At 67.6% G+C, this 22,195-nt stretch carries 18 protein-coding genes; 3 read left to right on the forward strand and 15 right to left on the reverse strand.

Annotation, left to right across the window (positions count from 1 at the left end; genetic code table 11):
- Positions 1–463: 463 nt before the first annotated feature.
- On the reverse strand, positions 464–1,603 hold the full coding sequence (locus VFE83_RS03650; protein ID WP_414674683.1) for a phytase: 1,140 nt from the start codon (positions 1,601–1,603) through the stop codon (positions 464–466).
- Between the two features lie 163 nt (positions 1,604–1,766).
- Here VFE83_RS03650 and VFE83_RS03655 point away from each other — a divergent pair, with 163 nt between their 5' ends.
- A complete protein-coding gene (locus tag VFE83_RS03655; protein WP_324903527.1) occupies positions 1,767–4,097 on the forward strand; it encodes a TonB-dependent receptor in 2,331 nt (776 codons plus the stop codon).
- Between the two features lie 779 nt (positions 4,098–4,876).
- The gene (gene upp / locus VFE83_RS03660) at positions 4,877–5,512 is read left to right on the forward strand and encodes a uracil phosphoribosyltransferase (protein WP_324903528.1); all 636 of its coding nucleotides are present in this window, start codon (positions 4,877–4,879) and stop codon (positions 5,510–5,512) included.
- Positions 5,513–5,662: 150 nt separating this feature from the next.
- Here the strand turns inward: upp and VFE83_RS03665 are convergent, their stop codons facing one another.
- The 10 genes from VFE83_RS03665 to VFE83_RS03710 all read right to left on the reverse strand — a co-directional run bounded on the left by VFE83_RS03665 (position 5,663) and on the right by VFE83_RS03710 (position 17,363).
- Positions 5,663–5,830, reverse strand: a complete 168-nt coding sequence (locus VFE83_RS03665; protein ID WP_324903529.1) for a hypothetical protein — start codon at positions 5,828–5,830, stop codon at positions 5,663–5,665.
- A 51-nt stretch (positions 5,831–5,881) separates the two neighbouring features.
- The gene (locus tag VFE83_RS03670) at positions 5,882–6,283 is read right to left on the reverse strand and encodes a hypothetical protein (protein WP_324903530.1); all 402 of its coding nucleotides are present in this window, start codon (positions 6,281–6,283) and stop codon (positions 5,882–5,884) included.
- Positions 6,284–6,432: 149 nt separating this feature from the next.
- Positions 6,433–8,040, reverse strand: a complete 1,608-nt coding sequence (locus VFE83_RS03675; protein ID WP_324903531.1) for a serine hydrolase — start codon at positions 8,038–8,040, stop codon at positions 6,433–6,435.
- A 20-nt stretch (positions 8,041–8,060) separates the two neighbouring features.
- Positions 8,061–9,188, reverse strand: a complete 1,128-nt coding sequence (locus VFE83_RS03680; protein WP_324903532.1) for a hypothetical protein — start codon at positions 9,186–9,188, stop codon at positions 8,061–8,063.
- A 13-nt stretch (positions 9,189–9,201) separates the two neighbouring features.
- Complete coding sequence (locus VFE83_RS03685) at positions 9,202–10,221, reverse strand: DUF1611 domain-containing protein (RefSeq protein ID WP_324903533.1); 1,020 nt, start codon at positions 10,219–10,221, stop codon at positions 9,202–9,204.
- Between the two features lie 70 nt (positions 10,222–10,291).
- On the reverse strand, positions 10,292–12,637 hold the full coding sequence (locus VFE83_RS03690) for a TonB-dependent receptor (RefSeq protein ID WP_324903534.1): 2,346 nt from the start codon (positions 12,635–12,637) through the stop codon (positions 10,292–10,294).
- Positions 12,638–12,675: 38 nt separating this feature from the next.
- Positions 12,676–12,909: a hypothetical protein gene (locus tag VFE83_RS03695; RefSeq protein ID WP_324903535.1), complete on the reverse strand. Its 234-nt coding sequence runs from the start codon at positions 12,907–12,909 to the stop codon at positions 12,676–12,678.
- 51 nt (positions 12,910–12,960) lie between these two features.
- Complete coding sequence (locus tag VFE83_RS03700; RefSeq protein ID WP_324903593.1) at positions 12,961–14,268, reverse strand: peptide MFS transporter; 1,308 nt, start codon at positions 14,266–14,268, stop codon at positions 12,961–12,963.
- 5 nt (positions 14,269–14,273) lie between these two features.
- Complete coding sequence (locus VFE83_RS03705) at positions 14,274–15,290, reverse strand: dipeptide epimerase (protein WP_324903536.1); 1,017 nt, start codon at positions 15,288–15,290, stop codon at positions 14,274–14,276.
- Between the two features lie 51 nt (positions 15,291–15,341).
- Complete coding sequence (locus VFE83_RS03710; RefSeq protein WP_324903537.1) at positions 15,342–17,363, reverse strand: serine hydrolase domain-containing protein; 2,022 nt, start codon at positions 17,361–17,363, stop codon at positions 15,342–15,344.
- Positions 17,364–17,567: 204 nt separating this feature from the next.
- Here VFE83_RS03710 and VFE83_RS03715 point away from each other — a divergent pair, with 204 nt between their 5' ends.
- Positions 17,568–18,209, forward strand: coding sequence for an XRE family transcriptional regulator (locus VFE83_RS03715; protein WP_324903538.1), 642 nt, complete (start codon positions 17,568–17,570; stop codon positions 18,207–18,209).
- Positions 18,210–18,236: 27 nt separating this feature from the next.
- Here VFE83_RS03715 and VFE83_RS03720 read toward each other — a convergent pair whose 3' ends face one another.
- The 4 genes from VFE83_RS03720 to VFE83_RS03735 all read right to left on the reverse strand — a co-directional run bounded on the left by VFE83_RS03720 (position 18,237) and on the right by VFE83_RS03735 (position 21,965).
- On the reverse strand, positions 18,237–18,962 hold the full coding sequence (locus tag VFE83_RS03720) for a TMEM43 family protein (RefSeq protein WP_324903539.1): 726 nt from the start codon (positions 18,960–18,962) through the stop codon (positions 18,237–18,239).
- Positions 18,959–19,849 (reverse strand): MBL fold metallo-hydrolase, encoded by an 891-nt coding sequence (locus VFE83_RS03725; protein WP_324903540.1) that lies wholly within the window; start codon positions 19,847–19,849, stop codon positions 18,959–18,961. Before VFE83_RS03725 ends, VFE83_RS03720 begins: the two co-directional genes overlap by 4 nt.
- A 131-nt stretch (positions 19,850–19,980) precedes the next feature.
- Positions 19,981–21,711, reverse strand: a complete 1,731-nt coding sequence (gene ggt / locus VFE83_RS03730) for a gamma-glutamyltransferase (RefSeq protein ID WP_324903541.1) — start codon at positions 21,709–21,711, stop codon at positions 19,981–19,983.
- Positions 21,711–21,965 carry a YfhL family 4Fe-4S dicluster ferredoxin gene (locus VFE83_RS03735; RefSeq protein WP_324903542.1) on the reverse strand — a complete coding sequence of 85 codons (255 nt, stop codon included), beginning with the start codon at positions 21,963–21,965 and terminating at the stop codon, positions 21,711–21,713. Before VFE83_RS03735 ends, ggt begins: the two co-directional genes overlap by 1 nt.
- Positions 21,966–22,195 lie beyond the last annotated feature (230 nt).

Consider the following 22,195-nt stretch of genomic DNA (forward strand, 5'->3'; position numbering starts at 1 on the left):
GGTCGGGTTGAAGCGGCGGCGGGTGCACCAGTCCCCCGGCACCCGCCGCCCTCCCCTTCCGATTCTGTCCGGCCGCAATCCCTGCAAGGCAGGGGCTGCGGTCTTCTGCGCTCAGTGTCATTCCCGCGGTTAAAGCAGGGAGCGGTTGGACACCGATTACGCAGATAACGCAGAAAGAGCGTTTGCGATCCTGGATCAGCAGCCAGATCCCAAGACTTGGTCCAACGGACAAAGGCAGCCGGCGCAGCCTGATCCGTGTTCTCTGCGTCATCTGCGTCGAAAATCGTTTTAGCGCGATCCTGCGCGCAATCGCCGGCGGGAACCCTCTGCCCTACGCCTCAGCCATTCCGGAAAGCATCCGACGCCGGAAAGATGGATCCCCGCCTTCGCGGGGATGACAACAGAAAGCGAAGGCTGAAGACCATACGGGCAACTCAGCTTCCCCTGGCAGTGACAGCCAAATTCACGGCGCCTTGCACCCCGGCAGCGCCAGCGCCTTCGCGACGTCGCGCCAGTCGAACGCCGCGACCGCCTGGTCGTCGTCTACCGCGTAGAACACGCCCTGCGGGAAGCGCGTGTCGGCGCTCTGGTCCAGCCACACGCCGTCGGTGTTGGCCGTCTTCCTGCCGGCAAACGCGCCCAGGTGGTTCAGCGTCACGCGGTCGAACACGTGGAACAGGCTGCGGTCCTTGTACTGGTCGGTGGCGATCCAGAAACCGCTGCCGTCCGCGCAGCGCATCAGCGCCATGCCCTCGGCCTGCGCCTTGAACAGGTTCGCGCCGATGTCGCGACCGCGGTACGTGCCATCCAGGCCGTATTCGCGGATGCGCGTGCCGGTGGCGACGTCTTCCTCGGCCAGCAGCAGGCGGTCGTGTTCGACGTCGCCGAACACCGATTCGGCGATGCGGATCGCGCCGTCCTGGGTGGTCTCGCCGAACGTGCCCATCAGGCGCGCGTCCCAACCGCCCGGCACGCGGCGCAGCTGATAGCGCTTGTAACGCTGGTCGAGTTGCGCCAGCGGCGGCGGCAGGTCCCCGTTCTGCGGCGACATGTAGTTGTCGCTGACGATGACCTCGTAGCTGTCCTTCTGTGCACGCACCCACAGGCCGTAGGGCTGCTTCAGGTCCTGCGCGCCGAACACCAGCAGCGGCTTGAAGTCCGGCAGCTGGAACATCTGCACGCGATGGTTGTCGCGCTCCACCACCAGCACGACGTCGTCGATCACCGCGATGCCGTTGGGGCGCTGCATCTGGCCCGGTGCGGTGCCGGGGCCGCCGACGCTACGCAGCGTCGCGCCGGTGTCGCCGTCGTACACGACCAGCTGGTCGGTCGCCTTGGCGGTGGCGATCAGCCAGCGCTTGCCATCACGCGTGAGCCAACTGGCCGGAGAGTCGATGTTGTCGGCCGGCGTCGCCGCGGTGAGGAACGCCTCGGCCACGACTTTGTGCGCGATGCCCGACTGGCTCAGCAGCGGATCCACTTCCATCGCTTCGTCGGGCTCTCGATCGGCCGGTGCGGACGCGGCCGGCGTACCGGTCGGTGCACCCGTCGAACAAGCGGCGAGGCAGGACGCAAGGCCCAGCGTGAGCAGTCGCAGCGACATGGATTCCCCTGATGAGGTGAGCAAAGCGCGAAGTTCTACGCAGCCATTGTGACCGTCGTGTTTCATGCGTCGCGCATGCGGCCGTCATATTTCCGCCATGCGACATGCGTAGAAAACGGCCCTCGTAAGCGGGGCCGCTTGTCCTGCATGGGGATGCCATTCGATGAAACGTAACCTTCTGGCCGCGGCGATGTCGCGGGCGTTGTTGTGCGTGCTCGTCGCGCCGCTCAGCTTCGCGGCCGTCGCGGACGAAGCCGCCGCCGATGCGTCGCCCGACCCGAAGCAGCTGGACGCCGTGGTGGTGCAGGCGCAGATCGCCTATCGCAACCGCACCGACGCCGTCGCGCCGGTGCTGTCGTACGACCTGGAGTACTTCCAGCGCTTCGAGCCGCTGACCGTCGGCGACATGCTCAAGCGCGTGCCGTCGGTGGCGTTCGTGTCAGACGTGCTGGAGTACGACGGCGCGCAGCTGCGCGGCCTGGACCCGGGCTACACCCAGATCCTCATCAACGGCAAGAAGGTGCCCGGCGCTGGCAACGACCGCTCGTTCTTCGTCGACCGCATCCCCGCCGAACTGGTCGAACGCATCGAGATCGTGCGCAGCACCAGCGCCAACCGCTCCGGCGATGCCGTGGCCGGCGCGCTCAACATCGTGCTGCGCGACGCCTACCAGTTCGACGGCCGGTACGTGCGCGCCGGCGCCATGCACTTCGACGATGGGCAGTGGAAGGGCACCTACGGCGCCGTCGCCAGTGGCGAGGTCGGCGGCGGCCGCCTGCTGGGCGGCATCAACGTGCAGGGCCGCTACAACCCCAAGGTCAAGCGCAGCGACCGTTTCGAGGAACCCGGCGGCGACTTCACCGACCGCGAGGACCAGGACGACACGCGCGACGGCGACGACTACTCCGCCAACCTGTCCTACACGCGCGACATCGGCACGGGCCGGCTGTCGATCGACGGCTTCTACGTGCGCACCGACCGCACCGAGACCGAGCATTCGGTCGAGTACAACGACCCGTCGAGCACCAGTCGCGACAACCTGCTGTCGATCAACGACCAGGTCGAGGACATCGACCAGGACAACTGGTCGCTGGGCGTGGAGTACGTGTTCGACATGGCCGGCGGCCGTACCGAGCTGGACCTGGACCATGCCCGCTTCGACGAGGACACCGTGTCCACCGAAGAGGAATCCGGCTTCGACGACGAAGACACGCCGCCCTCGTTCGACGAGCGCGAAGGCACGCGCACGCTGACCGACATCCGTGACCGCGAGACGACGTTCAAGCTGGCACACAAGCGTGGCGTGGGCGCGACGACGGTCGAGTTCGGCGTGGACTGGATGGACAAGCAGCGCGACACCACGCTGCAGGTCAGCGAAGTGTCGACCGACGAGGAAGACGCCGCGCTGCCGCCGTACGAAGAGTTCGAGCGCGCCACCAGCCGCATCGAAGAAACCCGCATCGACCCGTACCTGATGTTCTCCGGCGCCACCGGCACGCTCGCGTGGGAAGCCGGCCTGCGTTACGAGACCACCGACGTGGACGTGGCCGCCGACGAGGACACCGACAGCAACGACTACTCGATGCTGCTGCCGTCGGCGCACCTGAAGTGGGACTTCACCGATGCCGACCGCCTGCTGTTCTCGGTAGGGCGCACCGTGCGTCGTCCCAACTTCGACCAGGTGCTGCCGCTGCTGCTGGAGGAGGAGTTCGGCGACAACGACTTCGCCGGCAATCCGCAGCTGGATCCGGAACGCGCCTGGGGCGTGGACTTCGGCTACGAGCGCCGCCTGGGCACGCGCGGCGTGTTCGGCGTCAACGTGTTCTATCGCGACGTGAAGGACCTGATCGAACTGGTCAACACCGGCGAACCGAGCGCCACCGCGGTGGGCGACTACGAGGACGAGGTCGAGGAATTCCTCGACGAGAACCCCGGCGCCGACGAGAGCACTCCGGGCTTCCCGGAGTTCGATCCAGACAGCTTCGTCTACACCGCGCGCAACGTCGGCGACGGCAAGGTCTACGGCATCGAGTTCGACCTGTCCACGCCGCTGACCGCACTGGGCCTGCCGGACACGGGCCTGTTCGTGAACTACTCGTGGCTGGACAGCAAGGTCGACGACGCCTTCGGCGAGCGCCGCTTCAACAACCAGGCCAAGTACGTCTACAACGTCGGCTTCATCCACGACGTCCGCGCCTGGGGCATGTCCTTTGGCGCCAGCTACCGCCGCCAGGGCGATGCGTACTCGCGCATGCTCGCCGAGGAAGTCTCCACGCATTACGACGGCGACCTGGAAGTGTTCGTCGAGAAGCGCTTCGGCGAACGCATGTCGGTGCGCCTGACCGGCTCGAACCTGCTGGACGCGTCGAAGGACGAGTTCTTCAACAAGTTCGACAACGCAGCGGACCAGCTGGCCCGCGATTTCGACGAGTACGAGCGCGAAACGGAATCGTCCGGCCCGGTGTACCAGCTGATCGCGCGGTATTCGTTCTAGGTTGCTGTTGGTCAGGTAAGAGCGAATCCTCCCCGGCCCTCCTTTTTCAAAGGAGGGAGCAAAGCAGTGGGGCATCGGCGGACGAAGGTGGTGGTGGCTCAGAAACGAAAGCGCAACTTCCTCCCCCTTTGAAAAAGGGGGATCGAGGGGGATTGAACGAGCCGCAGCGTGCCGACGAAGGTCCAGGCTGCCGCCGCCTGAAGAGCGAATCCTCCCCAGCCCTCCTTTTTCAAAGGAGGGAGCAAAGCGGTGAGCATCGGCAAACGAAGGTGGGGGTGACTCAGATAACGAAAGCGCGACTTCCTCCCCCTTTGAAAAAAGGGGGAGCGAGGGGGATTGAACGAGCCGCAGCGTGCCGACGAAGGTCCAGGCTGCCGCCGCTAAGGAGCGAATCCTCCCCGGCCCTCCTTTTTCAAAGGAGGGAGCGAAGCGGTGAACATCGGCGAACGAAGGTGGTGGTGGCTCAGAAACGAAAGCGCAACTTCCTCCCCCTTTGAAAAAGGGGGATCGAGGGGGATTGAACGAGCCGCAGCGTACCGACTAACGCCCAGGCTGCCGCCGCCAAGAGCGAATCCTCCCCGGCCCTCCTTTTTCAAAGGAGGGAGAAGAGCGGGAGCGAATCCGCCACGACAGCGCAACCTGGCCTGAATTCTTCCCCCTTTGAAAAAGGGGGATCGAGGGGGATTGATCGGCCCATAACAGCCCCCATCCACCCGCCACACGTGAGCACAGCCCAGCCTTGAGGCACACTTCCGACCGTCGCACCTACGGTCATGCCCATGAAGGTTGTCGAAGTCCGTCATCCCCTCGTCCAGCACAAGCTCGGCCTGATGCGCGTGGGCGACATCAGCACGAAGGCCTTCCGTGAACTTGCCTCCGAGGTCGCGACGCTGCTGACCTACGAAGCGACCGCCGACCTGGAAACCGAGGAAGTCGTGGTCGAGGGCTGGGCCGGACCGGTGGCCACCCGTCGGATCAAGGGCGCCAAGGTCACGCTGGTGCCGATCCTGCGCGCGGGCCTGGGCATGCTGCCCGGTGTGCTGGAGCTGATCCCGGCGGCCAAGGTCGGCGTGGTCGGCCTGCAGCGCGACGAGACGACGCTGCAGCCGGTGGGCTACTACGAGAAGCTCACCGGCCGCATGGACGAACGCACGGCGATCATCCTCGACCCGATGCTCGCCACCGGCGGCACGCTGGTGGCCACGGTGGACATGCTCAAGGCCGCGGGCTGCCGGCGCATCAAGGGGCTGTTCCTGGTCGCCGCGCCGGAAGGCCTGAGCGTGCTGGAAGCGCGCCATCCGGACGTGGAGGTGTTCACCGCCTCCATCGACGAGCGCCTCAACGAGGTCGGCTACATCCTGCCGGGCCTGGGCGACGCCGGCGACAAGATCTTCGGCACGCGGCACGAGCGCTAGCCCCGCGGACGCCCTGCGCGCGATCCGCCGCCGCGGAAGCGGACGTTGGCCGATGAGGCCACCGAGCCTGATGCACGCGTCTTCTTTGCTTCGACGACGCTCGAAGCCTGGCGCGCGAGTCTTTTTGCCTCGACGACGAGGCTCGGAGCCTCACGCGTCAGTCTTTTTGCCTCGTCGTCCAGGCTCTGCAACCTCGCGTTCGAGTCTTTTTGCCTGGACGATGAAGCTCGAAGCCTCACGCGCCAGTCTTTTTGCCTCGACGTCGAGGCTCGGAGCCTCGCGCACCAGTCTTTTTGCCTCGTCGTCCAGGCTCTGCAACCTCGCGCTCCAGTCTTTTTGCCTGGACCGGGTGGCGACGCTGCGGCGGGCTCACCAGCTGTTGCGCCCGTCCATCTTCTCCACCTGGATGCCGGACCAGTCCAGGTCGTCGACCAGGCGCAGGTTGACGCCATAGATGCGCTGCTCGGGGACGGTGCCTGCGGTGAAGCCTTCCTTCGGGCTGCCGTCGGCGTTGTAGGCCGACGCCCAGTCGGGCGAGTCGCCCCAGGTCTGCATGCCGCAACGGCCGCAGAAGTGATGGCGGTTGAGGCCACTGGCCGAGTACGTCCGCTCCTCGTCCTGCGACACGAACACCAGCTGGTCCGGCTTGAAGTAGCCCCAGACCGCGCCCGTGCGTGCGCAGAACGTGCAGTTGCACTCCTTGGCCTGGCGGGGCGGCTCGGCGGCCTGGATCTTCGTGGCGCCGCAGTGGCAGGTGGCGGTCATGGTCACGGTGGGCACTCCTTGGCTGGGGTCCGGCCAGTATGGTCCCGGCTGCTGCCACGGTGCTGTCAGCAGCCGCACCGCTCGTCGCATCGATCAAACCGGCCGCCGCCCGTGCGGCCCCTCCCCGAGCCGCACGGGCGCCGTGCCGTCCCTCGTCACTGCCGCTCGGGCGTGAACAACAGGTCCTGGTAGTCGTAGCTGAAGTCGGCGATTGGCGAGACGGCCTTCAGCGTGATGCGGTCGACCTTGCCCTCGGCGTCGAGCGCGAAGGTGAGGTAAGCCGGCTCGATCGCCGGGTCGTCCCAGACCGTGCGGAAGGTGTCGTGATGCACGTGTTCCAGACGCCCGGCCATGCCCGGCGTCAGGGTGAAGTCCACGCGCAGCGGGCCCTTCCCCGCCTTGCCGTCGCCGGCCGTGATGTCGATGGGGCCGTACCACGGGTCGCGGTAGCGGCCCGCGTACCCGGCGAGCGGCAACGACGCCTCGCCGGTGGACGTGCGCGACTTCGCACTCGCCTGCAGCGTCTTCAGGCCACCGTCGATGCGCGTGTCCATGAACTCGTCGAACGCGGCCACCCAGTCGGTCTTCGGTGCGCCGAGGTAGTGGTCGATGATCTCCAGCGCGACGCCGCGCATCGCCTGCGTGTCCTCGGAGTTCATCAGCACCGCCAGGCCGAAGTTGCGCTCGGGAATCATCGCCACGTACGCCTGCACGCCGAACACGGCGCCACCGTGGTCCAGCACTTTCTCGCCGCGGTAGTCGCGCACGCTCCAGCCCAGCGCGTAGGAGGTGAATTTGGGCGATGCCGCCGCCAGCTTGCCCGGCCACGACGGCGTGGGCGTCAGCACGACGGGCGTCCACATCTGCTTCGACTGGGCTCCGCTGAAAACCTTCACCGGCGTGCCGCCCGGACCGGTCCACGTGCCCTTGCCCAGCTGCACCTGCAGCCAGTTCGCCAGGTCGTTGGCACTGGACGAGAGCCCGCCCGCGGGCGCGCCGTTGTCGCCCAGCGTCTTGCGTTCGTCGAGGACGCCCTGCTCGCCCATGCCGCGCACCGGGCCGCCGGTGCGTGCGTGCGGCCAGGCGCGGTTGGGATTGGCGAAGCGCGCGGACTGCTCGGTGACCGAACTGCCCATGCCGGCCGGCTTGAGCACGCGCTCGCGCACGAAGACTTCCCACGTCTGTCCGCTGACTTCCTCGATCAGCTGGCCGGCCACGGCGTACAGCAGGTTGTCGTAGGCATAGCCGCTGCGGAAGCTGGTGGCGGGCTTGATGTGGCGCAGCGCGCGCACGGTGTCGGCACGGCTGCGCGAGGACGACGGCACGAACATCAGGTCGCCCGCGCCCAGGCCCAGTCCACTGCGATGCACGAGCAGGTCGCGCACGGTCATCTCGTTGGTGACCCATGGGTCGTACATGCGGAACCATGGCATGTGGCCGATGACCTTGTCGTCCCAGCCGAGCTTGCCGTCGTCGACCAGCACGGCCAGTGCGGCGGCGGTGATCGCCTTGCCGGTCGAGCCAGTCGGGAAGATCGTGTCGGCGTCGACCGCGTCGTTGCTACCCAGCTTGCGCACGCCCCAGCCCTTCGCCAGCACCGGCTTGCCGCCCTCGACGATGGCGATGGCCATGCCCGGCACGCCGTGGGCCTGCATGGCCGCCTGCACGCGCGCATCGAGGTCTGCCGGCGGCGCTGCGAATGCCGGAGCCGCACACGTGCACAGGGCGAACACGGCCAGCCGCAACGGTTGGAACAGGGACATGGGTCGCCTCCTCGGCACGATCAGGACGGTTCGGACGACGGCGCCATGACGAGCGGCCCACCGCGCCGCAGGCGCCACAGGCCCACCGTCAGCAGCGGCAGCACGTAGACCGCCAGGAACAGCCAGGCCAATGCGCGGTAGCCGCTGGCGATCAGCGCCACCAGGCCGAAGTGGCCGGCGATGAAGATGGAACCGACCAACAGCATCGCGGCGATGGCCAGGCGTCCGGTGTTCGTGAGTTCCAGTGCACGGTGCGCACGCCAGCTCGCGGCGATGCGTTCGTTGGCCGCATGCACCGCCGCCACGCCGCATTCGAGCAGCGCGCTGAAGATCATCGCCTGGAACAGGAGGTGGAACAGCGGCATGTCCAGCTGGCGCAGGATGAAATCCGACGGCAGCGCCTCGTCGCCGATGTGCGGGTACCACGCGACCATGCACACGAAGAACAGCAGCCCCGGCAGCATCGCCAGCGGGCCGGCGAGCACGCCCGCGACCACCGCATCGCGCCGCGAGGTGAAGTGGCGCGCCAGCGGCAGGATCATCACCGCGCCCACGATGTTGTAGCCGGCGTAGGTCAGTCCGCCCGACAGCCAGCCGTCGCGCGGCACGGGCGTGGCGAACCATGCCATCGCGCGGTCGCCGAAGGACGCGAGCACCAGCACCACGAACACGACGTAGGTGCCGTACAGGAAGAACGACACCCACTTGAACAGATGCTCGACCGACCGGTTGCCAAAGGCAGTGAACAGGCCGATGCCGAGCACCAGCAACAGCGTGCCGGCCAGCGGCGGCCAGCCGAGCACGGCCTGGCCGATGGCACCGGCGGCCGCGCCGAACACCGCCAGGATCAGCACCATGAAGACCACGTACGCGAGCTCGAACACGAACGCGAACGGACCCAGCAGCATGCGGAAGAAGCTGTGGTAGTCGAAACTGCGCGTGGCATGGGCCAGCGCGAAGGTGATCGCGCACAGCGCGCTCCAGCACAGCATGGCCACACCGATGGCCATCGCGCCGCCCTGCGGTCCGCTGGGAATGAAGTATTCGGCGAGCTCGCGCCCGGTCGCGTAGCCGCCACCGATCACCGCCGCCTTGAAAGCGAAGCCCGGCAGCAGCAGGCGCTGGAAGCGGCTCGACGCAGCGGTCATGGCGGATGCGCGCTCATGCCAGACAGGCATCGACCAGGCGTTCGAACGCCTCGCCGCCGCGCATCGGATCGGCCACCGGCAGGCCCAGGCGTTCGCTTTCGGCAGCGATCACGCGTTGCGCGCCGGCATCGTCCAGCCGCGACGTGTTGAGGCTCACGCCGGCGCAGCGGATGTGCGGGCTGGTGCGTGCGCCCAGGCGCAGGGCCAGGTCGATGGTGTCCTCCACGCTGGGCACGGCGTAGCCGGGATGGCCCAGCACGCGTTCGCGTCCCGGTTCGTGGCACACCACGATCACGTCCGGCTGGCTGCCGTGCAGCAGCGCCAGCGAGACGCCGGCATAGGCGGGATGGAACAGCGAGCCCTGCCCTTCGATCACGTCCCAGTGGTCGGGCGCGGCCTCGGGAGAGAGCATCTCCGCCGCGCCCGCGGCGAAGTCGGCGACGACGGCATCCATCGGCACGCCGCTGCCGGCGATGAGGATGCCGGTCTGGCCGGTGGCGCGGAACGTCGCATCGATCCCGCGCGCGGCGAACGCACGCGTCAGTGCCAGCGCGGTGTACTTCTTGCCCAGAGCGCAGTCGGTGCCGACGGCCAGCAGACGCCTGCCGGAACGCCGCGCACCCGACGCGACGGGAATGCCCACGGGCGGCTCGCGCACGTCGATCAGGCGACGGCCGAGCCGCTCGGCGGCCTCGCGCAGCACCGGGATGTCGCGCAGCCTGGCGTGCATGCCGCTGACGATGTCCAGGCCCGCTTCCATCGCCTGCACCAGTGCGGGCCACCATCCGGGCGGGATGAAGCCGCCGGCGTTGGCGACGCCGATGACGATGGCCTTCGCGCCCATCGCGGCGGCCTGCGCGGGCGTGAGCATCGGCAGGCCGGTGCTGACCGTCGCACCGGCGATGGCGTATTCGCCCAGGCAGCGCTCGCCGGCCCAGTCGCGCAGGCCGAAAGCGGTCTTGGCGTAGCCGGGCTCGGTCGTGTCGCCGAGGAACAGCAGATAGGGTTGCGGCAGGACGACTTGGTGCTTCAAGCGGATTCACCCAGGCGGAAGCGACGACTTCCCTCGCGGGCGGCCGATGCCGCTCGCGTCGTGCGCGGCATCAGAAGCGGTAGTCGACTTCCAGGCCGATGGTGCGCGGCTGGATCGGCGTGGCCGAGGTGAAGTGCGTCACCCCCGTCACCTCGCTGGTGACGTCGCTCATCGTCGAGTACGCGCGCTCGTCGGTGACGTTCTTCATGTACGCGCGCAAGGTCCAGTTGGCGTTGGAGAACGCGGCGTACAGGTCGACGGCGTAGTAGCTGTCGATCACCAGCGGCTCGGTGAGTTCCGTGTCGAGCACGGTCGGAGGTTCGAGCAGGCGCACCACCTGGCGCTCCGTGGTGCCGTTGACGCGATCGTCCACCCAGCGCACGCCGCCGCCGAAGTTGGCGTTCCAGCCGCCGCCCAGCGGCATGAAGTAGTCGGCCGTGAACGACCACGTCAGGTCGGGCACGTACGGCATGCGGTCGTCCTTCAGGCCGGTGTTGATCTCCACCTGCAGGTCGTCGCCGGCGGGCACGACGATGGTCGGGAAGTCCTCGTCGAGGTTGGCGTCGTTGTAGGCCGCGTTGAGGCCCAGCGTCAGCCCGTCGACCGGGCGGAACGTCGCGGAGGCCTCGATGCCGCGGCTGGTCGCCTCGCCGCCGTTCACCAGGCCGCTCACACCATTGACCAGCGAAGCCACCTGGATGTCCTCCCAGTCGATCTGGTAGAGCACCAGGTCGAACAGCAGGCGGTTGTCGGCGAACGCGGACTTCATGCCTAGCTCGTAGCTGGTGAGCATCGACGAATCGACCACCGGCGGCAGGCCCGTCACCAGCACGTTGGGCCCGCCGGGCTGGTAGCCGGTGGCGGCCTTGGCGTACAGCATCACGTCCTCGCTGACCTGGAATTGCGGCGTGACGCTCCAGGTGAAGACGTCCTCCTCGGAGGTGTTGTCGTTGGTGCCGATGGGCAGCAGCACGCCGTCGGTGACGATCTGCGAGAACTCCTGCTCGTTGCGCGAGAAGCGCATGCCGGCGCCGAGCTTGAACCAGTCGTTGAACCGGTACGACGCGTTGGCGAAGACGGCGGTTTCCTCGTACGTGCTCGGGATCATCAGGTCGCCGAGCGTGGGGAAGCCGGGAATCGGCGTGCCGTCGAGCTGGTTGATGCCGACGAACTGGTGGTTGTCGCCGTCCTCGTCGGAATAGAAGGCACCGACGAGCCACTCGAACGGCTGGCCGGTCTTCGAACTGAGGCGGAACTCCTGCGTGAACTGGCTCAGGTCCAGCGTGTTGGTCAGGTATGCGCTGCCCGGATCGGGCAGGCCCAGCAACAGCGTGTACTCACCGTAGGGCAGCGTCTGGTCGGTGGTGATGACGGTATGCGTGTCGGCGTAGCTGGTCGCGGAGACGAAGTCGGCGAAGCCCGCGTCCCAGTTGACGGTGAGCGAGTAGTGGTCGAGCTCCTTCTCGAAGGGCTCGTCCACGTACACGTAGTTGCTGAGCCCGAACAGCGGCTCGTGCGTCTCCGCGTCGAGCGCGATGCGTGCGTTGTTCTCGCTGTCGATGGTCTGGCGCATTGCCGAGAACTGCACGCTGGTCGCGTCGCCCTGCCACAGCAGCGACACGCGGCCGCTGGTCTGCTCGCCTTCGTTGATGTCCTTGCGGCCGTCGACGAGGTTGTCGACGTAGCCGGCCAGTTCGTTCTCCGCATAGCTCGCGCGCAGCGCCAGGCGGTCGTCGATCAGCGGCACGTTCATGCCGAGGCGGTAGTTCCAGCCCAGGTCGCCCGCGCCTTCGGTGTCGGACACGCCGCCGCCGATGCGGAACTCGGTGAAGGTCGGGTCGGGCTTGCGCGTCATGTACTTGAGCAGGCCGCCCATCGCGCCGGCGCCGTACAGCGTGCCCTGCGGGCCGCGCAGCACCTCGATGCGCTCGATGTCGTACGGGAACAGGTCCAGCGCGAACAGCGTCGCCTGCTGGTACAGGCCGTTGGAGCCGATGGGCGTTTCATCGATGTACGTGCCGACGGTGGAGCCCGACGACATGGCCGCGATGCCGCGCATGGACACCTGCGACTGGCCCGGCGTGCCGTTGGACTGCACCTGCAGGCCGGGCACGTAGCTGGCGTAGTCGGTCATCTGGGTGGAGCTGAAGTTCTCGAGCTGCTGCTCGCCCAGCACGGTGACGGCGGTGGCGACCTCACGGATGTTCTCCGCGCGCTTGTTGGCGGTGACCACCATGTTGTCGAGCGTGATGACGTCCTGCGACGTCGTGCCCTGAGAAGCCGCGCCCTGCGGATTCGTGCCCTGCGCCTGCTGCGCGATGGCCGGGCCGGCGAGTGCCAGCACCAGAGTCGTGGCGATCGCCCTGACCAGCGGACGACGCTGCATTGCCCGATCGCGCCCGTGTTGCATGTCCATTCCCTCTCCCCAGAGTTCGCCGGCGTTTGGCCGGCCTGTCAGGCCAGTGCACCGTCGGGCAGGCGGAAACCGCCCGCCGACGTCGGCGCGTTGTCGTTGTCGGAATGCGCGGAGCCGGCGTGGGTTACCGGGGCGCGCCCCAGACAGGTCCGCACCCGTTCGATCGGCGCCGCGCGGAAGGCCTCGACGCAGGCGCCGGTCGCTTCGGCGCTCGATGCGACAGGCTGGGACTGTGCCGTAGCGCTGCTCCCATCAGGAAACCAGAATGTCATTCCGCGCCTCCCATGATCGATACGGGATGAAAACGTCCTGATTGGAAAATGTCAATCGTTCCGGAAAACTGACGGATGGGCGGTCGGAGCGTTGGCCTCGGCCCGGACCACGGCCGGGTCCAGCAGCCGCAGCAGTGCCCCGGCGGCCGCGGCGACCAGCGCCATCACGCCGAAGAACGACGCATGCCCCATCGCACTCCACAGGGTTCCCAGCGCGCCGGCCAGCAGGTTTCCGCCGAAGGACGCGAAGTACCACGCGGCAATCGTGGTCGCCGCGTGCCCTGCCGGTGCGAGTCGTGCGAACAGCCCGAGGCCGATCGGAAGGATGAACAGCTCGCCGAGGGTGAACAGGAGGAAGAACCCCGCGAGCCAGGCCCAGTGCGCACGGCCGCCGGCGCTCGCGTCGACCCAGGCGAGCATCACGAACGCCGCCGCGACGGTGAACGCCCCCATCGCCATCTTCCTGGCGGGCGACGGTTCGCGACCTGCGCTTGCCTGCCTGGTCCACCGCATGACGAGAAGCGGCGTGAGGAAGATCACGAGCAGCGGATTGAGGGCCTGGAACCAGGTCATCGGAATCGTGAAGCTCCCGGCTGCGCGATCCAGACCCACATCGGCCCACAACGCGATCGTGTTGCCGGACTGTTCGTACGCGCCGCGGAACACCATCACGCACAGGCCGATCGCGAGCAGCGCGAGGACGCGCCTGCGCATCGCATCGCGCGGCATGCGCGCGGCCGGCGCGATATCGCGCGGCTTGGGCCGCTCCGGCGGCAGCCAGCGCGCGCCGAGCGTATAGATCAACAGGCCCAGCAACATGCCGGCGCCCGCCGCGCCGAAACCCCAGTGCCAGCCGTACAGCTCGCCCAGCGTGCCGCACACGAGCGGCGCGAGCAGTCCGCCGACGTTGATGCCCACGTAGTAGAAGTTGTACGCGGAGCCGCGGCGCGGATCGTCCTTTGCGTACAGGTCGTCGATCTGGCTCGGCAGGCTCGGCAGGAACAGGCCGTTGCCCAGCGCGATGGCCGCGAGCGCGAAGTAGAGCAGCGATTCCGATGCCATCAGGAAGTGCCCGACGGACATGATCGCGGCACCGATGATGACCGCACGCTTTCGGCCCAGCCAACGGTCGGAGATGGCACCGCCGATGATCGGAGTGAAGTAGAACGTCGCCACGTAGATGCCGTAGACCATCGACGCGTGCTGCTGTCCGAACAGCAACTGCTTCGTCATGTAGTAGACGAGCAGCGTCCGCATTCCGTAGTAGGAGAAGATCTCCCACATCTGCGTGAGGAACAGGATGGCCAGGCCGGGCGGCTGGTTGAACCAGCGCACGCGCGGCGCATGCGATCCGGCCATCGCGTTCACGGCATCGCGTCCGGCGTGCCCCACACCGTGTCGGGGCAATCCACGTGTCCGTCGGCGTACACCACGCCGGGCGTGCGATCGCGCAGCAGGAACAGCGGACCGTCCAGATCGACGATGTCGCACAGCTGCCCCAGCAGGAACGCGGGCGCCATCGCCAAGCTGGTGCCGACCATGTTGCCCACCATCACGCGCTTGCCCAGCTCGCGCGCGCGCCTGGCCATCATCAGGCCTTCGGTCAGACCGCCGCACTTGTCGAGCTTGATGTTGACGACGTCGAACCGGTGCGCGCGTTGTTCCAGTTCGTCCAGGTCCAGGATGCTTTCGTCGGCGGCGATGGGCACGGTGCGATCGATGCCGTCGAGTTCGGATTCGTGGTTGCGCCGGCATGGCTGCTCCAGCAACGACACGCCCTCGTCGACCAGCGCTGGCAGCAGTCGCGACAGCGTCGCAGGCACGTAGCCCTGGTTCGCGTCCACGCCGATCCATGCCTCCGGGCGTGCACGGCGCACCGCGCGCAGGCGCTCGATGTCGAGTTCCACTTCACCCGTCAGCTTCAACTTGATCGCACGCGCATGCGTGTAGGCGCGGGCGCGCTGCGCCATCACGGCGGGCTCGTCGGCGCCGACGGTGAACGTGGTCAGCAACGGTCGCGGTTTCTCCAGGCCGGCCAGCTGCCACGCGGGCACGCCGGCCAGGCGGGCTTCGAGCTCCCACATCGCGCAATCCACCGCATTGCGGGCGCCGCCGGAAGGAAGTGTGCTGCGCAACTGTTGACGGGTGATGCCGTCTTCCAGCACGTCGCGCAGAAGCTCCAGCGTCTGCAGGATCTTCGCGGGCGTGTCGTCGGTGTAGTACACGCCGGCGGCTTCGCCGCGGCCGCGCTCGTTGCCCTTCGTCAGCGTCACGACGGTGACGGGCGAGACTTCGAAGACGTGTCCGGAGATGCGGAACGGTGCGGACAGGCGCAAGTCCTCGTTCCGCAGTCCGAGCTGGACGCGGTGGCTATTGCTCACGATGGTTCCCCGGTTGGGGCGCGACGCCACAGCGCCGCGCCGTGAGGAGGGTCAGTAGTTGGCGGTGAAGCCGACCAGATGCGTCGCGATGGCGATCCACAGCAGCGCCAGGCACGCGGCGGCGAGCAGGATGCTCCACGCCTTGGCCCACCACGAACGCCGGCTGCGCAGCACGGTCCATGCATTCCACAGCGCGATCGCGGCGCCCACCGGCAGCACGAGCGTGGTGATGGAACGCAACGCGACGACCATGCCGTCCTTGTCCGGCGACATCAGCGACAGGTCGGACATCATCGCGAAGACCATGCCGATCATCGCGCCCATGGACACCAGTACCGCCAGCGACGCGATGCGGATCCAGCGATGCGCGCGGGCATCGGTACCGGTCAGCGGGTAACGCACGCCGTAATGGCGGCGCACCAGGGCCGACACCGGCCACGCGAAGACGGTGAACAGCAGCACGGCCAGGCTGCCCACCAGCATGGTCAGGAACACCGCCGGCGTCTGCCACCACGCGGCACGCTGGAACACCATGATCGCGGCGATGGGTTCGGCGCTGAAACGCACCACGCGGCCATCCACCACTTCGGCGGCAAGGCGGTCGCCACTGTTGGTGTCCTGCCACACGAAAGGCGAGATCTCGCGCCACTTCTTCGGCGCGCCGCTGTAACCGGCGAGCATCGGCACGCTGATGGTGCCGTCCTCGTTGGCGACGACCTTGGTCTGGCCGAGCATGTAGACCAGGTTCATGAAATTGGAATCGGCACGACGGCTGCTGTTGTAGGCGCCGGCGATCAGCTGCGCGTGCTGCCTGGCCGTCGCCTCGTCCACGCCTTTCTGCTCGTTCGCCGGACCCGGCAGGTAACGGTTGGCGAAGCCGGTGACCAGGCCGTCGCGGATCAGGCGCGCACTGCCGTCCTTGCCCGCGCTGTTGGTCGACACGAAGATGCCGATGCCGTCATCGGGGAACAACTGCAGATCGCTGTGGAACCACTGCGTGTCGCCGCCGTGCGCGATCGCGCGATGGCCGTTGGTGGTGGTCTCGTAGAAGCCCAGCATCATGCGGTTGAGCGGCTTGATCGAGTCCTGTCCGGTGCCGTGCATCAGGCGCGCGGTGTCCTCGCGCAGGATGCGCGTGTCGCCATAGGCGCCGTTTTGCAGGTGGGCGATCATGAACTTGCCCATGTCCGCGCCGGTGGCCGCCAGGCTGCCCGCCGGTGCGAGGTTGATGTACTCGTACGGCTGCGCCTCGCCTTCGGAGGCACGCTTGTAACCCTTGGACACCATCGGTTGCAGGCGCTTGGGCAGCGGCTGGCTGAAGCTGGAATGGCGCATGTCGAGCGGCGCCAGGATGTGCCGGTCGACATACACGTCGAACGGTTCACCCGACAGGCGCTCGACGATGTAGCCGGCCAGCGCGGTGGCGTAGTTGGAATACGCCGGCGTGCTGCCCGGCGCGTACACGCGCTCGGGAATCCAGTGCTTGAGCGTCGCGTCGAGCGGCGCGAGGTCCTTCTCGGTGTTGGCGATGAGTCCGCGGATCACCTCTTCCATGCCGCTGGTGTGGGTCATGATGTTGCGCATCGTGACCGGCTTGCCCTGATACGGCGGAATGGTGAAATCCAGGTACGTGTTGACGTCGCGGTCCAGGTCCAGCTTGCCCTGCTCGACCATCTGCATCACCGCCGTCCAGGTGAACAGCTTGGATACCGAGCCCGGGCGGAACAGCGTGGTTTCGGCATCGACCGGCTTGCGCGCGGCGAGGTCCGAGTATCCGTACCCCTTCTGCAGCAGTACCTTGCCGTCCTTCACCACGACCACCACCGAACCGGCGACGTCGGTCTGCTCCAGCGCGTACGGCATGAAGCCGTCCAGCCAGGCTTCCAGGTCGGCGGCGGTCAGGCGTTCGTTCGCCGGTACCGGCGGTTGCACCGAAGTGGCCGGGGCATCCGGCAAGGCAGGTGTCGGTGCGGGCGTGGGCACCTGTCCGGGAGGAGCGGCCACGGCGGGCAGCACCAGGGCCAGCGACAGCAGCGCCGAGAACAACGGGCGCGGGCGGATCGGATGCTTCATCAAGGCACTACCCCCAACAGTGAACACAGGATCCGTGCGGCAGGCACGGTCTGACACCAGCTGACCCCGTTGGAGATAATGATCCTGATTGGAAAAATTGTCAACCGGTTCCGGCCATATCACCTAGAATCATGCACTGGCGGTCTGATCGGCCGCCCGGGGAAACCGGCCGCCCCACGCGGCACAGCAGGAGCATCGATCGGCATGACACAGCAGCACCCCACCCTCGGCGGACTGTTGCGCGCACTGCGCGCCCGCAACGGCTGGACCCTCAAGGAAATGAGCCAGCGCTGCGGCATTCCGCTGTCGACGTTGTCCAAGGTCGAGAACGACCGCCTCACCCTGACCTACGACAAGCTGCTGCAGATCAGCCAGCGCCTGAACATCCGCATGTCCGAGTTGTTCGCCGAGGACAGCAACTCACCGGAACCGCCGGTCACCGCGCGCCGCAGCATCGGGCGCATCGAGGACGCGGTGCGCGTCACCACGCCCAATTACGACTACTTCTATCTGTGCCCGGAACTGCGCCGCAAGCGGATGATCCCCGTGGTCACGCGGGTGCGCGCCAAGAGCATCGAGGAGTTCGGCGACCTGGTGCACCACTCCGGCGAGGAGTACATCCACGTGCTGGAAGGCCGCGCCGAAGTGCACACCGAGTTCTACGATCCGATCGTGCTGGAAGCCGGGCAGTCGGTGTACATCGACTCGAACATGGGCCACGCCTACATCGCGGCCGACGGCTGCGAGGAAGTGGTCCTGCTGGGCGTGTGCTCCAGCGCCGACGAGCAGTTGATGGAATCGCTCATGCACATGCATGGCGAGACGGCGAAGACCGGCACGCGCTGATCCTTTGGGCCCAAACGGCCGCCGGCATCAACGACGCCGGCGGACCCTGCGCCACGCGAGTCCGCCCGCGACCAGCACCAGCGTGCCGGCCAGCAGCCACGGCAGAAGTTTGCGGTCCTGGTTGGGCGGCAGTTCGACCACCGTCGATGCACGCGCCGCGCTCAGCGCCTCGGCGGCTGCACCGGGCGTGAGCTGCCAGCGGCCGTCGCGCAATTCGACCTTGCCTTCCAGCGGCGGCAGGTGCAGTTCGCGCCAGTGAATGCGCAGGTCGCCGATGTTGGGTTCCAGCGGATTCTCGGCGCTGCCCAGCCCGTCGCCCTCGGGCTGGAACGACGCGGCGAGGTTGGCCGGCAGGCGCGAGAAGTTGGGACGGAACACGCGCCACTGTCCCAGCGTCTGCAGCACTTCCGTTGCGATGGGGCGACCGTCGATGGTCGCGTCCTGGGCCCACCAGCGCCGGCTTTCCAGCGGCAGCCTGCCGGGGTTCTCGTGCCCCGGCGCGAACCCCGCCGAATCGATCGGCGCCGCATTCCAAACGCGCGTGTAACCGCCCGGTGTTGCACGCCACTGGTACATCTCGACCACGCGGTCCAGGCCGAACTGGCGCGTGCTCACGCCGAAGTCGCGATCGCGCAAGGCCTTGCCGGCCCGGGGAGCACCCATTTCATCGGGCGCATCGGCACGCATGGGCAGTGCAACCGCTGGCGTGGTGAGTGCCAGCGACAGCAGCACGGCCAGGGACACGCGCGTCATGCGGCCAGCGGCCTCGCCTGCAGTTCGGGGACTTCGTGCGTGGTGGCGAACTTGCCCTTCTCGTCGCGCACCACCTGCGCCAGTGCGCACTGTGGATCATGGGTGAAGAACAGGTGCACGTTGCGGCGCAGCTTGTCGGCGAGGAATTCCTTCTTCTCGTCGATCAGCAGTTCGGCGTTGCGGTCGTAACCCATGGTGATGGGGACATGCACCCACGGGCGACCCGGGATCAGGTCGGCGCAGAACACGACGCCGCCGTGCGTCTCGCCGTCCACCTTCTCGGGCCCGACGATCTCCGCCAGCATCAGTCCCGGCGTGTGTCCGTCGCTGTAGTGGAAACGCACGCTGTCGCCCAGCGTGCGCGAGTGCTCGCCATCGACGAGTTCAAGCCGGCCGGTGGCCTCGAGCAGGCCCGGCAGTTCGGGGATGAAACTGGCGCGGTCGCGCGGATGCGGTTCCAGCGCGCGCTCGTAGTGACGGCGGCCGACGATGTAGGCGGCGTTGGGGAACAGCAGCTTCGGCGCTTCGCCCTCGCTCCACGGCGCGAGCAGCCCGCCAGCGTGGTCGAAATGCAGGTGCGACAGCACGACCACGTCGATGTCTTCGGGACGGAAGCCCGCCGCGGCCAGCGAATCCACCAGCACGTGGCGGCTTTCGACCACGCCGTAGCGCTCGCGCAGCTTGGGTTCGAAAAACGCGCCGATGCCGGTCTCGAACAGCACGGTCTTGCCGTTGAGGGGACTGGCCAGCAGTGCGCGGCAGGCCAGTTCGATGCGGTTCTCGTCGTCGGGCGAGGCCCACCTGGACCACATCGCGCGCGGCGCGTTGCCGAACATCGCGCCGCCGTCGAGCTTCTGGCTGTTGCCGAGAATGGACCAGAGTTTCATGGCCTACACCGTTGCGTCAGACACCCGCGATTCTACCGCCGGGCCCGGCTGCAGGCTGTAGCCGCGGTGAAGCGGAATGTTGCCGGCGCGCCACGACCGCGCCGGTGAGCCGCTCGATCCGTCGAGACGCGTTACTTCGCCGGCTTCGCCGTCAGCACGTCGGCCTTGCCGACTGGATTGCGCGGGTCGGTGCCGCCTTCCAGCGTGTTGCGGCGCTTGTCCCACGAGACGGTCTGCAGGTTGCCCCAGGTCCGCTCGCCGGCATTGACCTTGTGACCCATGCCCTCCAGTGCCTTGATCGTCTCGGGCGACAGCGCGCCCTGCTCGGCGGTGATCACGTCGGGCATCCACTGATGGTGGATGCGCGGCCTGGCGGCGACTTGCTGCGCGCTCAGGCCTTCGTCGTAGGCCAGGATGCCGATCAGCACCTCGGTGATGATGCGGCTGCCACCCGGGGCGCCGAGCACGGCCAGTTCATCATCGGATTCGATGATCGTCGGCGTCATCGAACTGAGCATGCGCTTGCCGGGCGCCGGCGCATTGGCGGCGAAGCCCATCACGCCGAACGCGTTGGGCGTGCCGGGACGCAGCGCGAAGTCGTCCATCTCGTCGTTGAGCAGAACGCCGGTACCCGGCGCGACCAGGCCCGATCCGTACAGCAGGTTCACCGTTTGCGTGGTCGAGACGCGGTTGCCTTCGGCATCGAGGATGGAGAAATGCGTGGTCTCGTCGTCTTCCAGCGGCGCCGGCTCGCCCGGCAACAGGTCGCTGGGCGTGGCGCGCGAGGGATGGATGCTGGAACGCTGCCCGGCCGCGTAGTCGGCACTGGTGAGGCGGCGCAGCGGCATGCGGACGAAATCCGGATCGCCCAGGTAAATGGTGCGGTCGCGGAACGCACGGCGCATCGCTTCGGTGATCAGGTGCGTGCGCTGGGCCTCGTCCAGCTTCGACAGGTCCCAGCCCGAGAGCATCTGCAGCATCTGCGCGATCGCCACGCCGCCGGACGACGGCGGTGGTGCGGTGGTGATGTCCCAGCCGCGATACCTGAAACGCAGCGGCTCGCGTTCCTTCACGCGATAGCCGCTGAGTTCCTCGGCGCGCCACTGGCCGCCTTCTTCCTTCACCGCGGCGAGCAGCTTGTCGGCGACTTCGCCCTTGTAGAAACCATCGAAGCCCTTCTCGGCCAGCAGTTCCAGCGTGCGCGCCAGATCGGGCTGCTTCAGCACCTCGCCGGCCTTCGGCGGCGAGCCGTCGGCCAGGAATACCTCGCGCGTGCCGCGATAGCGTTCCATCACGGCCTGGCGGCTGGCGTAACCGCGCTCGAGGCGCGGATACACCTCGAAGCCCTCGCGGGCGATGCGGATCGCCGGCGCCAGCGTGGTCTTCAGCGGCAGCCGGCCGTACTTCTTCGACACGTGCACCAGCGCGGCCGGAAGGCCGGGGATGCCGGCCGACCACGGGCCATTGGTGGCGCGATCGTTATCGAGCTGGCCCTTCGCGTCGAGATAGGCCTGCGGCGTGGCGGATGCGGGCGCGGTCTCGCGCGCGTCGACGAACACGTCCTTGCCGCTCTTCGCGTCGTGCAGCAGGAAGAAACCGCCGCCGCCGATGCCGGAGCTGATCGGCTCGACGACCGCCAACGTGGCCGACACGGCCACCGCGGCGTCGAAGGCGTTGCCCCCGGCGCGGATCATCTGCATGCCGGCATCGGTGGCCAGCGCGTGCGCGCTGGCGATCGCGGCGCCCGGCGGCCTGGCGCTCGCTGGGGTTTTCTGCGCCGCCTGTAGCGGAAACGTTGCGGTGAACAGCAGGCTGGTGGTGAGGAAGCCGGCGCTTGCCAGCGCACGCAACGTCTTTCGCATCAGGCGTTCTCCTGCTGCAGCCGGGCCAGTTTGGCCAGCAGCTGTTCGTTGGATTCGGGGTGGTCCGGGTCGGGATCGATGCACTCGACGGGGCAGACGACCACGCACTGCGGCTCGTCGAAATGGCCGACGCACTCGGTGCAGCGCGCCGGGTCGATCACATAGATCGTCTCGCCCTGCGAGATGGCCTGGTTCGGGCAGGCCGGTTCACAGACGTCGCAATTGACGCAGAGCTCGTTGATCTTCAGGGACATTGCGCAATTGTCGCATGGCGGAGATCAGGGGTTTTCCGCCAGGGGTGCACGCTGTGTCCTGTGGCCGGTCATTACGCCGGTGTGGGCTAAGTGCAGTCCAGGACCGGGACTAGCGATGCGTCGCCGCAGTGACCGGCAGCCCTGCCGGTTGTCATCCCGCCTCGTCATCCCGGCGAAAGCCGGGATCCAGACCGACCGCGCATCTGCCCTCCCTCGTCATTCCAGCGAAA

The organism is Lysobacter sp. (assembly GCF_035655815.1).
Lineage (GTDB): Bacteria > Pseudomonadota > Gammaproteobacteria > Xanthomonadales > Xanthomonadaceae > Lysobacter_J.

What these genes read in the sequence shown, in the direction of transcription:
- VFE83_RS03650 (WP_414674683.1), bottom strand. Translation starts at nt 1,603, where the DNA reads ATGTCGCTGCGACTGCTCACGCTGGGCCTTGCGTCCTGCCTCGCCGCT.
- VFE83_RS03655 (WP_324903527.1), top strand. Translation starts at nt 1,767, where the DNA reads ATGAAACGTAACCTTCTGGCCGCGGCGATGTCGCGGGCGTTGTTGTGC.
- upp (WP_324903528.1), top strand. Translation starts at nt 4,877, where the DNA reads ATGAAGGTTGTCGAAGTCCGTCATCCCCTCGTCCAGCACAAGCTCGGC.
- VFE83_RS03675 (WP_324903531.1), bottom strand. Translation starts at nt 8,040, where the DNA reads ATGTCCCTGTTCCAACCGTTGCGGCTGGCCGTGTTCGCCCTGTGCACG.
- VFE83_RS03680 (WP_324903532.1), bottom strand. Translation starts at nt 9,188, where the DNA reads ATGACCGCTGCGTCGAGCCGCTTCCAGCGCCTGCTGCTGCCGGGCTTC.
- VFE83_RS03690 (WP_324903534.1), bottom strand. Translation starts at nt 12,637, where the DNA reads ATGGACATGCAACACGGGCGCGATCGGGCAATGCAGCGTCGTCCGCTG.
- VFE83_RS03695 (WP_324903535.1), bottom strand. Translation starts at nt 12,909, where the DNA reads ATGACATTCTGGTTTCCTGATGGGAGCAGCGCTACGGCACAGTCCCAG.
- VFE83_RS03700 (WP_324903593.1), bottom strand. Translation starts at nt 14,268, where the DNA reads ATGGCCGGATCGCATGCGCCGCGCGTGCGCTGGTTCAACCAGCCGCCC.
- VFE83_RS03710 (WP_324903537.1), bottom strand. Translation starts at nt 17,363, where the DNA reads ATGAAGCATCCGATCCGCCCGCGCCCGTTGTTCTCGGCGCTGCTGTCG.
- VFE83_RS03715 (WP_324903538.1), top strand. Translation starts at nt 17,568, where the DNA reads ATGACACAGCAGCACCCCACCCTCGGCGGACTGTTGCGCGCACTGCGC.
- VFE83_RS03720 (WP_324903539.1), bottom strand. Translation starts at nt 18,962, where the DNA reads ATGACGCGCGTGTCCCTGGCCGTGCTGCTGTCGCTGGCACTCACCACG.
- VFE83_RS03725 (WP_324903540.1), bottom strand. Translation starts at nt 19,849, where the DNA reads ATGAAACTCTGGTCCATTCTCGGCAACAGCCAGAAGCTCGACGGCGGC.
- ggt (WP_324903541.1), bottom strand. Translation starts at nt 21,711, where the DNA reads ATGCGAAAGACGTTGCGTGCGCTGGCAAGCGCCGGCTTCCTCACCACC.
- VFE83_RS03735 (WP_324903542.1), bottom strand. Translation starts at nt 21,965, where the DNA reads ATGTCCCTGAAGATCAACGAGCTCTGCGTCAATTGCGACGTCTGTGAA.